Origin of the sequence: Thalassolituus hydrocarboniclasticus, assembly GCF_025345565.1 — a bacterium.
Taxonomy (GTDB): Bacteria; Pseudomonadota; Gammaproteobacteria; order Pseudomonadales; family Oceanobacteraceae; genus Venatoribacter; species Venatoribacter hydrocarboniclasticus.
Genome location: NZ_CP054475.1, coordinates 3,447,910 through 3,461,660 on the forward strand (window position 1 = coordinate 3,447,910; position 13,751 = coordinate 3,461,660).

Here is a 13,751-nt window from a genome sequence, read left to right on the forward strand (position 1 = left end):
TTATGCCCGTCCTGGCGAATCACGTTCCGGAATAAATTCCGGTGGCGTGGAAAAGGTATGCAGCGGCGCCGGGCTGGGCACCTGCCATTCAAGCCCTTCTGCACCTTCCCAGGCTTTATCCGGTGCTGGCTTGCCACCACGCACGCAACGCACAACCACCCAGATCAGCAACAACTGCGACATGCCGAACAGGAAACCACCAATGGAAGACAGCAGATTAAAATCAGCAAACTGCAGAGCATAATCCGGAATGCGCCGCGGCATACCCGCCAGCCCGGAAAAGTGCATCGGGAAGAAGGTTAAATTCACGCCAATTACTGACAGCCAGAAATGCCAGCGGCCGAGGGTTTCGTCCGGGTAAAATCCGGTCCATTTCGGCAGCCAGTAATAGACACCGGCAATAATGGCGAAGACCGCGCCGGGAACCAGCACATAATGGAAATGTGCCACCACGAAATAGGTATCGTGATACTGATAATCCGCCGGCACTATCGCCAGCATCACACCGGATAAGCCGCCAATCGTAAATTGCACAATAAAAGCCAGGGTAAACAGCATCGGCACTTCGAAACTGATAGAACCATGAAATAACGTGGCCACCCAGTTAAATACTTTTACCCCGGTCGGTACCGCAATCAGCATGGTCGCGTACATAAAAAACAATTGCGCCGCCAGCGGCAGCCCCACGGTAAACATATGGTGTGCCCAGACCACGAACGACAGAATGGCAATGGATGCGGTGGCATACACCATCGAGCGGTAACCGAATAAACGCTTACGGGCAAAGGTCGGCACGATCATGGAAGCAATACCAAAAGCTGGCAAAATCATGATGTACACTTCCGGATGGCCAAAAAACCAGAACAGATGCTGGAACAGCACCGGATCACCACCACCGGCGGCATTAAAGAAACTGGTGCCGAAATTAATATCCAGCAACATCATGGTGACCACGCCGGCCAGCACCGGCATTACCGCCAGTAATAAAAAGGCGGTAATCAGCCAGGTCCAGACAAAGAGTGGCATATCCATCAGCTTCATCGCCGGTGTACGCATATTCAGAATGGTGGCGATGATATTGATGGCCCCCAGAATGGAGCTGATACCGGCCAGATGAATCGACAGAATAAAAAAGTTAGTCGATGGCGGAGCATAGGTTGTCGACAGCGGGGCATAAAACGTCCAGCCAAAGTTAGGACCGCCCCCCTCCATAAACAGGCTCGATAACAGCAACGAGAACGCCAGCGGCAGTAACCAGAAAGAGAAGTTATTCAGACGGGGTAAGGCCATATCCGGTGCACCGATCTGCAGGGGCACCATCCAGTTAGCCAGCCCGACAAAGGCTGGCATTACCGCACCAAACACCATAATCAGACCGTGCATAGTGGTCATCTGGTTAAAAAATTCCGGCTGCACCAGTTGTAGACCCGGCTGAAAAAGTTCAGCACGGATAACCAGCGCCATAGTGCCGCCAATAAAAAACATCACCAGAGAAAAAATCAGATAGAGGCTGCCAATTTCTTTGTGATTGGTTGTCAGCAACCAGCGTTTAAGTCCACTGAGCTGTGGCGCATGGGCGTGCTCTGTTGCACTGCTGTAACTGTTGCTCGTCATGACTCACCTCATCAGTGTTCCATCTTTTTATACCGCATACCGGCCTGCGTACAATCTGCGGATTATTCCGTTGGTTTAAGCTTCTGTTTTATCTCGGCGGGTTGCACAACATCGCCGGTATTATTGCCAAAGGCGTTACGTTCATAGGTAATGACGGCAGCAAGATCGGCGGCCGATAACGTACTGCCAAAGGCCGCCATTGCGGTTCCCGACTTGCCGTAAATCACCCGGTCTATATGGGTGTCGCGGCCTTCAGCGGTTATAACAACCTGACTGCCGGCCAGCGCAGGGAAAGCAGGAGGAATGCCCTGCCCGTTAACCATATGACAGGCAGCACAATAGGTGTTGTAAACCGTTTCTCCCTGAGCCATCAGGTCAGGCAGCGTCCATTCACGCTCGTTGCCAGCCGCCTTTTCAACGGCCTGCTGCTTCTGTTCCGCCAGCCAGAGCCGGTAGTCTTCTTTGCTTACTGCTTTAACGGTTACGGGCATAAAACCATGCAGGCGGCCGCACAGCTCGGTGCACTGCCCACGGTAAATTCCGGGTTCATCTATTCTGGTCCAGTTCTCATTCACAAAGCCCGGAATGGCATCTTTTTTAACCGCCAGCTGCGGCACCCACCAAGAGTGAATAACATCGTTTGAGGTCAGCAACAGGCGGACTTTGGTATCGACCGGCAGCACCAGCGGCTGATCAACTTCCAACAGGTAGTTCTCACCTTTTTTCGCACGGCCATCAATCTGTTCCGGAGGGGTCGCCAGGTTGGAAAAGAAACTGATATCTTCGCCTAAATATTCATAATGCCAGCGCCACTGATGACCGGTGATCATCACGTCCATTTCTGCTTCGCTGGTGTCGTAGATTTTTTGCAGAGTCGCCGTTGCCGGTATCGCCATCACCACCAGAATAACCAGCGGAATCGCAGTCCAGAGTATTTCTACCAGGGTATTTTCGTGGAAATGAGCGGCCTTTGCGCCCTTGCTTTTACGGTAGCGGATCAGTGACCAAAACATCACGCCGAACACAACAACGGCAATTACCACACAGATCCAGAAGATGATCATATGCAGCGAATAGACTTCGCGGCTCATATGGGTAACGCCAATGGGAAGATTAAGATTGCTGTCGCCGTAAAGATTTTTGGCCAGCAACGGATGACTGAAAAAGACGACAGGTATCCATAACACGGCATGCCAAATCCGGTTGAGCCAGACTCCCGTCATAACCACCTCCGCCACAACATCCATTTATTCCGGGCCTGTCACGCATTTCTGCTGTTATTGATTTCTGTTGCAGTAAAGCGCGATCAGTCCCTCGTTATTGTTTATACAGTAAAGACGTTAAGCCGGAATAAGCTCAATAAGACAAAATACGCTGCAGACTGATGGCTCGCCTTGCGTAATAACCATTGGCGCTAAATAAGGTTTGGTTATCGGAATTCATTCTATGGCGTTTCCGGCCAACGTATTCGGCCGGATAAAAACCTGAGTAAAATCATCAGATTAATATAAGGACAGAAGAGTAAAGAGCGTAAATATCAGAAATAAACCTGAAGGCGACGAAAGAATCAGAAGAGATATAAGAAAATTTATCAATCCAAAAAATTATATAGAATCCTGTCATAACAGACATGCAAAGCGCTCTGGTTTATAACAAACCTGTTAAGAACGACATTCCGGAAACAGGTATCCGGCCACTCAACGGCCGGATATTTTACAGCGGCAAAAGGTTATTTCTGCGCTTCATCAGCCTGAACGGCAGCAAAGTTGGCGTTAATACGCTGCAGCAGATAGTCACGGGCGGAAATCGCTTCGTACTTTTTCTCCGGTCCCTGAATCATCACATCCTTATTGGCCTGACAGAAAAACGCCATACTGTAACGCGGCCCGCGGGCTTCATCCGGTTTCGGCATACGCACCCGGTGCAGGGTTGATTTCAGCTTGTCATCGCTCCAGCGCATCAGCATATCGCCAATGTTGCAGGTAATGATGTCATCCTGTGGAATCACGCTGGTCCATTCCTGATTCTGCAGTGCTTCTTTGCCCGGACAAACCTGCAGGCCACCCTGCCCGGTTTTCTGAAAGACCATGGTCAGGCAATCGAAATCGGTATGGGCACCGGCACGCCAGATGCCCGCCCCGGCAACCGCCCCCTCAGCCAGCGGTAAATAATGCAGCAGCCGCAACGTGCTCTGGTATTCAGCTGAATCACGGCGGTGAGCCTGAGTAAAAAAGTCCTGAGCAAATCCCAGCTTCTCGGCAAAACAGGATAAAACCTGCATACCCAGCTGCCAGGCACGCTGCTCAAAATCAAGAATCACCCGCTGAAATTCAGGTACCAACGTCTGGTCCGGCCACAGATTATCCATATGTGGCAGCGTTACCTGATAAGACTCTTTCTGATCGGCAGTGCCGGTCGACGGACGTACCTGCGCCATAAATTCCCAGCCGGCGTTCAGGCCTTCTTTTAACGGAAAGCGGGCTTTGTCTTCTGCACTTAACGCAAAAAACTGCTCCGACAGTGCAAAAGCCTCGCGTACTTTTTCCACATCAATACCGTGATTAATCAGCTGAAAAAAACCGGTATCCGTTGCCGCCTGCCATAGTTGCTCACGAATCTCAGCACGACGCTGGTCAAAATCCGTTAAATCAATCAGCGGAATGGTGCGTTCATTATTCTCCTGCCCCATACCACCGATAGTACGTTCAAAATTCAGTTCCTGCAGACCATAACGGCTGTCAGTTGTCGTATTACCGACGGCATTACTGGTTGTATTATTGATTACGTTATTCATATCTGATTCTCCAGAGTCAGTTAACTGCAGCAGACGGCGGAATATTCCGCTGTCTGCGCAGAGACCATGGAGCAATGCCGGGACAGCATGAGCAAAGAGCTTACTGTCCTGCTGCTTATACTCCAGATTAAAATCGTTTATTCAGCACTGCTGAGGCTGGTTTCCGGGATAAAGTCCCGTTTAATTGCCTGCTCAGGATCAAAGCTGTTGATATCCAGCCCCTGCGCTTTTGCTGTCCAGCTCCAGGTTGTCGCCAGACGTTCTGCATCAAACTGCCCAAGCCCCGCCTTCTTACTGGCAGCGTTATACACCAGGCCATTAATTGAGCGGATGGTTGCTTCCGCTACTACGGCATCCACTTCTGGCACTGCAGCCTTAACCGCAGCCGCACTTTCTGCCGGATGTTTAAAGGTAAAATCAATGGCCTTGGCATAGGCTTTTATAAAGCGCTTAGCAACATCCGGACGCTCCTGCAGGAAACGCTCAGATGCAATCAGGGCGGTGGAATAAAACTCCAGACCGGCGTCGTACCAGGGCAGTACATTCAGGGTTTTTCCGGCCTCTTTTGCCTGAGCCTTATAGACTTCGGCATCGGTAATCCAGGAAATCACCACATCGGTATTACCGGTTAACAGCATTGGATTCAGTGCTCCCGGATCAGCTTTCAGTAACTTGATCGAACTTTCATCTACCTTATTAACATCCAGCAGCAGCGGCAGAAACACATTGGATGAAGTAAAAGGCGAAGTGGCTACTTTTTTACCGGCAACATCGGCGACGCTGTTAATACCGGAATCGCTGCGCACATAAAACGCATGTGGCGCTTCGGAAAATACCGAATAAACCGCCGACACCGGCACCTCTTCCGCCGCTTTCGCCTGCAGTAAAGCCACCAGATCCGATAAACCAATATCCGCATTGCCGGTTGCCAGCTTGGTAATGGCATCGTGGGAGCCACGCCCCTGTGCAACCTTAACGTCCAGTCCCTGCTCCGCAAAGAAGCCCTGCTGCAGACCAACATAAACCGGTGCTTTATCACCGCCCGGCAACCAGTCCAGCTGGAAATTCACCTTGTCTGCAGCCAGGACTGTTATGCTGTTTAACGATAACAGCAAGCCCAATCCCAATGCCGGTAGCAGGCGACGCTGCGCAGACGGAGATTTAACATTTTTATGCAATTGTTTTTTCATCGTTCACTCCTGAGTATGAAAGCAAACAGTCTTATCTGTTTGCCGAACCGATCAGGCAGTTATCCGATAACCAGAAAAGCAGGGGCAGGAAGCGTGCGAAGAAAAGATGAGGTCAGAATGACAATATCGAACTGAATATCTTGCGCTGAGTATCTTCAGATTTTTTGATTGTCACTGCTCTTTTCATCACTGCACCGGCTTACCCTGCGTCCGCTTTCCGGCCGCAGATAACTATCCGCCGTACAGTGAGCAATGACCCGTGGATTGAAACGATCTTCAATCCCTGACTGCTTCTACTCAAAACATGTACAGAGTATTTCTAGCAACCGCTGTGCCAGACAAAAGATACGCATCCGCCGTGCTTTCAGGCCAAAAAACAGCGTTATTTACGCACCAAATAAACGCAGAGCAACAGCGCGTGCTTTATTTCTGCGCACAAAATTCAAATATTATCCTCTGCAACCGGAAACGGTTCTGGCCCTGATGACAGGTCTGGTAAAAAACAGTTGGAAACAGAATGGCATTGCGATAATTTTAACCCCGATATAAAAGCCAATCGGTTTAAAGTTTAAAGAAAACCTCAGTAAAAGTTTCAAGAGTATAAGCGGTCAGGAAAGGCATCAGCCTCCGGGACATTGCTCTTTGCAGTTTAAAGGAGCCGCTATGAACACCCTGATCCGCAATGCCCGCGCCATTTATTGTGCGCCCGAATCGCACACTCACCACGAATCTCAGATTTCAGTCAATCATTCAAACCCGGCCGTACCAACGGATATCCGCATCCGTGATGGTGTTATTACTGAAATCGGTAACCAACTGCTGCCCACTGACGATGAACAGGTTATTGATGCCAGCGGCTGCGTAGTCTGGCCAGGGCTGGTGAATACCCATCATCATCTGGCGCAGTCTGTTTTAAAAGGCGTACCGGAAGGTTTAAATCAGGCGTTAGGCGATTGGCTGGGGTCAGTGCCTTATCGTTTCTGGCCGAAAATTTCACCGCAATTAATGTATCACGCCGCCCGTCTCGGTCTTTATGAATTGCTGCGCTCTGGCGCAACCACCTGTGCCGATCACCATTATCTGTACCATGCCGACTCCAGCCCTGAAGTGGAAGACGCCGTATGGGCCGCGGCCGATGAGCTGGGAATCCGTTTGGTACTGTGCCGTGGCAGCGCCACGGTACAGGGCAGCCATAAAGGCATGCTTAAACATGGTATACAGCCGGAAAATGTTGAGCTGGTGATGCAGCGCATGGAACGCAGCTACCGGCAATATCATCAGGCCGGAGATAACGCCATGCGCCGCTTAGTCGTCGCGCCCACCAGTCTGGTGCATTCCGCCACACCTGGCGATTTACGCACACTGGCGGCCTGGGCACGGGAGCGGCAATTAAAACTGCACTCGCATTTACTCGAGGTCAGCTTCGACGATATTCAGGCGCAGGAAAAATACGGCCAGCGTGCCATCGATTACGCCGCCAGCTGTGATTGGTTGGGCAAGGATGTATGGTTCGCCCATCTGGTCAAAAGCGACGAATATACCATCCAGCAACTGGCTGCCAGCGGTACCGGTATTGCCCATTGCCCGACCTCCAACTGCCGTCTCGGCAGCGGTATTGCTCCGGCGCTGGCGATGGAGCAGGCCGGAATGAACATCACCCTCGGCGTGGATGGCTCCGCCTCAGCCGAATCCGGCTCCATGATTCAGGAGCTGAATCTCGCCTGGCTTTTACACCGCGCTGTTAACGGTGCCGATGCGACTCATGCCGAACAGATTATCCGTTGGGGCAGCCATAACGGCGCACAATTATTAGGGCTGAATAACTGCGGCGATATTGCCGTCGGCAAAGCTGCAGACCTGGTGCTGTACGATATCGGCTCACCGCGTTTTGCCGGGGTACACAGCGAAGTGATTGCACCGCTGTTATGTGCCGAACCGGTGAACGTAAAATATTCGCTGATTAATGGCCGCGTAGTGGTCGACAACGGTCAGGTCTGCGGTCTTGATGAAGCCGAACTGGTCGCCGAAGTGCGCGCGGGTGTGGCTGATTTACTGCGCTGTGTATCTTAACAGTTTTCCGGAAGCTCCGGCTTCCGGTCAATCACCTGAAAAATCAGAAATAGCAGGGTACTGCCTTTTGCTGGCAGATGTATTTCCATCTACTTATACTGCGGCATCATAACGACAATAAGATCCGTCACATGGATGATATTAAGGATAAACCGTTGAATACCGTAAAACTCCCTGTTGTATCTATTATAAAAGAAGCTTCACTTCTGCCATTCAGGCATTTCCCCATGCTGCTGAGAGCTGGCCTTCCCTTACTCATAGTCATGAGCGCTATAGTCCTTTCCGCTCCTTATATGCCGCAGGAAAAAAATACTGCATTATTCATGATTACGGCTTTATCGGTTGCTCTTATAGCTCTGACCAGTTTCATCGCCGCGATTATCGCTTGTCACCGTATATTTCTGTTGGACAACGACAAGGTTATGAATACCCGCTTTTTCCCGTTAAGCGGTCAGGAACCATATTATATTGGCTGGGCGATTCTGATCGCGCTTTGCTGTGCATTGGTCAGCATGCCACTATCGCTCATTCTCACCCCGGTAATGGGAATATTCGCAACGGCAGCGAAAGATTTCACGAATATGATGCCGTTAATTTTCATTATTTTTGCCATTATGACGCAATTGCCCCTTTATTACCTTGCCTCGCGCTGGTCACTGGCCTTACCTGCAGCAGCCGTTGGTTTACGCGGTAAAGGATTGAGTTGGGCCTGGCAATTATCGGCCGGAAATGGCTGGCGCCTGCTGTTGTTAACGGGCTTTCTGCCATTACTGATTAATCTGTCGCACACCTTGCTGCCCAGCTACGATTCTGTTGCTTATGCTCTTTTGCAATTTGCACTCTGGTTGCTGCTCGGTGCCATTCAGGTGGGGTTGTTATCACTGAGTTTTTCTTATTTGTATAAGCATCGCGAAGAGCAGGTAGCCAGCACCGGCGACACGGCCCTGAGCTGAATTTACAGAATGCCAGCCTGCGCGCGGATAAACTCCAGCTCCGGGCTTAAACGCACAATGGTATTAAATTGTGCACTGGTAATACTGTCCATCGCACCGCAATCGCAGGCCCAGAACCAGGCCTGCTGATAAACCTCATCTTCCAGCAATGGCAGCAAGCCACGCTCGGCACGGGCCTGATCCAGCGGGTAAGGTCCACTGAACTGAAAACGGTAGGCCGCACGGGCAAAGGCCAGCGGCATATAATCAGCCCAGCATTCTGCGCTCTGTGAATTTAAGCCGGTTTTCTCCAGTAATTGCAGGCAGTGATCACGATCATTTGCTTCGGCAAGAATCGCGGCCAGCTCAATCAGGGTTGGATGAGGTAAGTCAGTCATCACGTTCTCCGTTTACTGCTGTTTATTCAGGCTCTTTTACGGCTTTTTATATCGCCGCGCTGAGCTCACCACAGAGTGGCACTTCCATTAAACGCCGGGCTTCGCTGATTACATGACTGCGTTCTCCGGGAGCGCTTAATAATACGTGCAGCTTGGTCAGCGTTGCTTCCAGCGTCATATCAGCGGCCGATACAAAACCGGCTTCGCGCAGGGCGTGCCCGCCGGCATAGCTGTCCATATCCACCCGCCCACTTAAGCACTGGCTGTGATTAACCAGCACCATGCCTCGCTCGCTGGCCTGTTTAAACGCTGCCATTAAGGCTGGATTTTGCGGTGCATTACCACTGCCAAAGGTCTGCAGAATAACGCCGTCCAGTGGTTGTTCCAGCAGGCGCTGTAAAAGTGAAAAATCTATTCCCGGATACAGGGTTACCACCGCCACCGCCGCATTTTTCAGGGCGTTGAATTGTGGCAGTGTATTATGCAGCGGGCGTAACTCCGGCAGGCCCGGTTCAATAGTAATTCCGGCATGCAACAGCGCATCACAATTCGGTGAATCGAAGGCATCAAAGCCCTGACTGTTTATTTTGGTCGCCCGGTTACCACGCAATAATCGGTGATGAAAAAACAGGCCCACTTCGGCACGCGGATAATGCGCAGCAATATAAAGCGCATTGAGCAGATTATCGTGGCCGTCGGAGCGTGGCTCGCACAGCGGAATCTGTGAGCCGGTCACAATCACCGGCTTGCCCAGATCGGGCAACATAAAGGACAGGGCTGAGGCGGTATAGGCCATGGTGTCGGTGCCATGCAGCACAACAAAGCCATCGAAACGGTCGTAATGGGCAAGAATATCGGTGGCAATCTGCATCCATTGCGCCGGGGTCATATCCGACGAGTCGAGCAGCGGCTGGTATTCATGAAGCTCAAATTCCGGCATTTCGTCACGGCTGAATTCTGCCAGACTGCGGATTTTATCTTCCAGAAACCCAGCCAGCGGCTGAAAACCGCGCTCAGTACGGGCCATGCCAATAGTGCCGCCGGTGTAGGCGATGTAAATACGTTTGCGTGCTGACGTCATACAGAACTTTTATCCGCGCTGATATGCCTGCATGATGGCACAAATACTACAAACTGAGGAATGACCATGACGTTATTGCTGGCCGGACTACTGCTGTTTATCGGCGGACACTGTACCAATCTGATCGCGCCGCAATGGCGTAACGCCATGGTCAGCCGTCTGGGGCTGCTGCCGTGGAAGGGTCTGTATTCTGTGGTCGCCATCGGCGGCTTTATTCTGCTGGTGATCGGTTACGGCGAAGCCCGTATGAACCCGACCTGGCTGTGGACACCACCAGTATGGACACGCCACCTGGCTGCACTGATCACCCTGCCCGCCTTTATTCTGCTGTTTGCCAGCCAGATTCCCGGCAACCGTTTGCAGGTTAAGCTCGGCCATCCGATGTATCTGGGCATCAAGCTCTGGGCCTTTGCCCATTTAATCGCCAATGGCGGTCTGCACGATCTGGTGTTGTTCGGCACGTTCTTAATCTGGGCTATTGCCGGGTTTGCGCTATCCCGTCGCCGTGACCGTATCGCCGGAGTGCAGAAAGTGTATAAAGGAGCGGTACGCGACGTACTGACGCTGGTTGTGGGTATCGGCGCCTGGGTGGCCTTTGCCCTGTGGCTGCATGGCATGCTGATTGGCGTGAAGCCGTTCGGCTGATTACCTCTGGCCAGGGCGGTTAACCCGCGGCTGGCCAGACAGTCGCTGCCGGAATATCCTAGGGTCTGAAAAGACCCTAACCCACCTATTTATTCCGGAAGCGCCGTGTCTATTTCCCTGCATATCCCCTTCAGCAATGCCTACGCCGCTCTGCCCGATCGTTTTTATGCACGGGTACTGCCAACGCCGGTAAAAAATCCGGCGTTAATCCGTTTTAACAGCGCTCTCGCGCAGGAATTAGGTATAGAGCTTAATGCCGACAGCGCCTGCTCCACCGACAACAACAGTGACAACCAACTGGCACAGATATTTTCCGGCAATGAAATTCCCGACAACGCCGCCCCTCTGGCGATGGCTTACAGTGGCCATCAGTTTGGGCAGTTAAATCCGCAATTAGGGGATGGCCGCGCTATTCTGCTCGGCGACCTGCTCGATACTCAGGGTCAGCGCCGTGATATTCAGTTAAAAGGCAGCGGCCGCACGCCATTTTCGCGCAGCGGCGATGGCCGCTCTCCGCTGGGGCCTGTGCTGCGCGAATATATTCTGTGCGAAGCCATGCACGCATTAGGTGTACCCACCACCCGCGCACTGGCTGCGGTCAGCAGTGGCGAATGGGTGATACGCGACGGCCGCGAACCCGGAGCGGTATTTACCCGCGTTGCCGCCAGCCATATCCGTGTCGGCACCTTTCAGTATTTTGCCCTGCGCCGCGACGGCGAAGCCGTCAAACAATTAGCCGACCATGTACTGGCCCGTCATTATCCGCACATTAACAGCAGCGATGATGATGCCTATCTGCAATTATTCGAAGCCATCTGCCGTAAGCAGGCCGAATTAATTGCCCAGTGGATGCAGCTCGGTTTTATTCACGGCGTAATGAATACCGATAATATGACCGTCAGCGGTGAAGCTATCGATTATGGTCCCTGCGCCTTTATGGATGCTTATCACCCGGAAACGGTATTCAGCTCTATCGACCGTAATGGCCGTTACGCTTATCAGAATCAGCCAGCTATCGGCCAATGGAATTTAGCGCGACTGGCAGAAACCCTGCTGCCGTTATTTAACGACGACGAGAAAATTGCAGTCGGAAAAGCCACCGCCATTCTGCAGGATTTTGCCTTATGGCAACAACAGGCCTGGCTTGAACATATGCGCGAAAAACTGGGTTTTTCCGCACTGAAAAACAGTGATCAGGCACTGATTGAAAACCTGCTGGCACTGCTGGCCGAAGGACGTATCGACTATACGCTGTTTTTCCGCCGCTTAAGCGACTGCAGTCAGCCAGACAGTGAACGCCAGGCGTTACTGGAACTGCTGAATCTGCCGGAATGCCGCAGCAGCACAACACTACTGCAGAATATTAATAACTGGCTGGACGACTGGCAGCAGCAGTTAATTCAGCGTGGCGACAGCGATAGCGCCGGGCAACGTATGTTAAATAAAAACCCGGCTTTTATTCCACGCAATCACCGCGTGGCCGAAGCCATTGCCGCTGCTGAAGAAGGTGATTTTTCCATCTTTGAAAAACTGCTGCAGGTACTGGCCGAGCCATACCGCAGCAAGGCAGAATATGCCGATTATGAACAACCGCCAAAGCCGGATGAAAAAGTGTTACGCACCTTCTGCGGCACCTGAGGAAAACTGACATGGATTTATCGGTATTCGTTAATGGCCACGCCCAAACAGCATTTCAGTTATTTATTGCTTTATCTCTGGGTGCGTTAATCGGGCTGCAGCGTGGCTGGGTATCGCGCGAACAGGAAGCCGGCGCACGGGTTGCCGGTATCCGTACCCATACGCTGACGGCTCTGACCGGTTGTATCAGCGTGCTGTTGTCAGAAAGTATTTCGCCTTGGTTTTTACCGGCAATGCTGCTGGTGATGGCGGCACTGGCCATCAGCGGTTACCGCACCTATGCCATTAATCATCAGAACGTCAGCATTACCGGTGTGGTGGGTTTATTACTGACCTTCTGTTTTGGTGCCATGGTGGCCGCTGGTCAAACCGTGATCGCAGCTATGGCGGCCGTGGTCACCACCATTATTCTCGATAACAAAAGCGAAATTCACAGTGCCCTGCGCAAATTACGCGAAAACGAACTGGATGCTGCGCTGCAATTATTGCTGATTTCTGTGGTGATGCTGCCACTGCTGCCGGATAAAGGCTTTGGCCCCGGTGGCGTGATCAATCCCTATGAAATCTGGTGGATGGTGGTACTGATCGCCTCGATTTCTTTTGTTGGCTATTTTTCGGTACGTATTCTTGGTGAGCGCCGTGGCCTGCTGTTTACCAGTCTATTCGCCGGTTTAAGCTCATCAACCGCACTCACACTGCATTTCTCCCGCCTTGCCCGCTCATCACCGGCCAATGCGCCGTTATTAGCGGCCGGTATTCTGCTGGCCTGCGGCACCATGTTTCCGCGCATTTTGCTTTATTGTCTGGTGATTAACCGCGAATTAATCACCCTGCTCTGGCTGCCGGTATTACTGATGACCCTGTCTTTATATCTGCCCGCCATTGTGATGAATCTGCGTCATACAAAAACCGACGTCAGCCATCCGGATCTGGCCAAAAATCCGCTGGAATTAAGATCGGCGTTAATTCTGGGTGGCCTGCTGGTCATTATTTTATTACTGACCGAATGGCTGCAGCAGGAAATGGGCAGCACCGGGGTTTATCTGCTGGCGGCGATTTCGGGCATTACCGATGTTGATGCCATCAGCCTGAGTTTATCGCGTATGTCACTCGGCGACAGCCTGACGCTGACCGTCGCAGCCACCGGTATTCTGATTGCAGTTACGGTGAATAATCTGTTTAAGGCAGGCCTTGCTATGGTTATCGGCAAACCGGCGCTGGGTATCCGCGTTGGTCTGGCGATGCTTTTATCTCTGATTATTGGCGCTCTGAGCCTTTGGCTTATGGCACCCTGAATCTGTAGCGCATGCAGAAGGAAAAACATCCATAAAAAAACCGGCCTGTTGGCCGGTTTTTTTCATCAGAAACTAATGACAACAGCAGGCAGCC

At 51.8% G+C, this 13,751-nt stretch carries 11 protein-coding genes; 5 read left to right on the plus strand and 6 right to left on the minus strand.

Going from position 1 to position 13,751, the window contains the following annotated elements:
• The 4 genes from ctaD to HUF19_RS15425 all read right to left on the minus strand — a co-directional run bounded on the left by ctaD (position 1) and on the right by HUF19_RS15425 (position 5,598).
• Positions 1–1,614 (minus strand): cytochrome c oxidase subunit I, encoded by a 1,614-nt coding sequence (gene ctaD / locus HUF19_RS15410; RefSeq protein ID WP_260997448.1) that lies wholly within the window; start codon positions 1,612–1,614, stop codon positions 1–3.
• A 62-nt stretch (positions 1,615–1,676) separates the two neighbouring features.
• Entirely contained in the window at positions 1,677–2,765 is a 1,089-nt protein-coding gene (coxB, locus tag HUF19_RS15415) for a cytochrome c oxidase subunit II (protein ID WP_436317771.1), read from the minus strand.
• Positions 2,766–3,343: 578 nt separating this feature from the next.
• A complete protein-coding gene (locus HUF19_RS15420) occupies positions 3,344–4,408 on the minus strand; it encodes an isopenicillin N synthase family dioxygenase (RefSeq protein WP_260997450.1) in 1,065 nt (354 codons plus the stop codon).
• A gap of 137 nt (positions 4,409–4,545) precedes the next feature.
• Entirely contained in the window at positions 4,546–5,598 is a 1,053-nt protein-coding gene (locus tag HUF19_RS15425; protein WP_260997451.1) for an ABC transporter substrate-binding protein, read from the minus strand.
• A gap of 663 nt (positions 5,599–6,261) precedes the next feature.
• On the opposite strand from HUF19_RS15425, the gene HUF19_RS15430 reads away from it, so the two are divergent.
• Both HUF19_RS15430 and HUF19_RS15435 read left to right on the plus strand, forming a co-directional pair.
• Entirely contained in the window at positions 6,262–7,668 is a 1,407-nt protein-coding gene (locus tag HUF19_RS15430; RefSeq protein ID WP_260997452.1) for an amidohydrolase family protein, read from the plus strand.
• Between the two features lie 131 nt (positions 7,669–7,799).
• Positions 7,800–8,621, plus strand: coding sequence for a hypothetical protein (locus HUF19_RS15435; protein WP_260997453.1), 822 nt, complete (start codon positions 7,800–7,802; stop codon positions 8,619–8,621).
• Positions 8,622–8,623: 2 nt separating this feature from the next.
• Here HUF19_RS15435 and HUF19_RS15440 read toward each other — a convergent pair whose 3' ends face one another.
• Together HUF19_RS15440 and ansA are read right to left on the minus strand one after the other, a co-directional pair.
• Positions 8,624–8,998, minus strand: a complete 375-nt coding sequence (locus HUF19_RS15440; RefSeq protein ID WP_260997454.1) for a hypothetical protein — start codon at positions 8,996–8,998, stop codon at positions 8,624–8,626.
• 46 nt (positions 8,999–9,044) lie between these two features.
• Positions 9,045–10,079 (minus strand): asparaginase, encoded by a 1,035-nt coding sequence (gene ansA, locus HUF19_RS15445; protein WP_260997455.1) that lies wholly within the window; start codon positions 10,077–10,079, stop codon positions 9,045–9,047.
• 66 nt (positions 10,080–10,145) lie between these two features.
• On the opposite strand from ansA, the gene HUF19_RS15450 reads away from it, so the two are divergent.
• The 3 genes from HUF19_RS15450 (at position 10,146) to HUF19_RS15460 (ending at position 13,657) form a co-directional block, all read left to right on the plus strand.
• The gene (locus HUF19_RS15450; RefSeq protein WP_260977984.1) at positions 10,146–10,724 is read left to right on the plus strand and encodes an NnrU family protein; all 579 of its coding nucleotides are present in this window, start codon (positions 10,146–10,148) and stop codon (positions 10,722–10,724) included.
• A gap of 105 nt (positions 10,725–10,829) precedes the next feature.
• Positions 10,830–12,362: a protein adenylyltransferase SelO gene (locus HUF19_RS15455; protein WP_260997456.1), complete on the plus strand. Its 1,533-nt coding sequence runs from the start codon at positions 10,830–10,832 to the stop codon at positions 12,360–12,362.
• 11 nt (positions 12,363–12,373) lie between these two features.
• Positions 12,374–13,657 carry an MgtC/SapB family protein gene (locus HUF19_RS15460; RefSeq protein WP_260997457.1) on the plus strand — a complete coding sequence of 428 codons (1,284 nt, stop codon included), beginning with the start codon at positions 12,374–12,376 and terminating at the stop codon, positions 13,655–13,657.
• Positions 13,658–13,751 lie beyond the last annotated feature (94 nt).

Excerpts from the sequence above, each read along its gene's own strand:
- HUF19_RS15420 (WP_260997450.1), bottom strand. The coding sequence starts at position 4,408 with ATGAATAACGTAATCAATAATACAACCAGTAATGCCGTCGGTAATACG.
- ctaD (WP_260997448.1), bottom strand. The coding sequence starts at position 1,614 with ATGACGAGCAACAGTTACAGCAGTGCAACAGAGCACGCCCATGCGCCA.
- HUF19_RS15425 (WP_260997451.1), bottom strand. The coding sequence starts at position 5,598 with ATGAAAAAACAATTGCATAAAAATGTTAAATCTCCGTCTGCGCAGCGT.
- HUF19_RS15435 (WP_260997453.1), top strand. The coding sequence starts at position 7,800 with ATGGATGATATTAAGGATAAACCGTTGAATACCGTAAAACTCCCTGTT.
- HUF19_RS15440 (WP_260997454.1), bottom strand. The coding sequence starts at position 8,998 with ATGACTGACTTACCTCATCCAACCCTGATTGAGCTGGCCGCGATTCTT.
- ansA (WP_260997455.1), bottom strand. The coding sequence starts at position 10,079 with ATGACGTCAGCACGCAAACGTATTTACATCGCCTACACCGGCGGCACT.
- HUF19_RS15450 (WP_260977984.1), top strand. The coding sequence starts at position 10,146 with ATGACGTTATTGCTGGCCGGACTACTGCTGTTTATCGGCGGACACTGT.
- HUF19_RS15460 (WP_260997457.1), top strand. The coding sequence starts at position 12,374 with ATGGATTTATCGGTATTCGTTAATGGCCACGCCCAAACAGCATTTCAG.
- HUF19_RS15430 (WP_260997452.1), top strand. The coding sequence starts at position 6,262 with ATGAACACCCTGATCCGCAATGCCCGCGCCATTTATTGTGCGCCCGAA.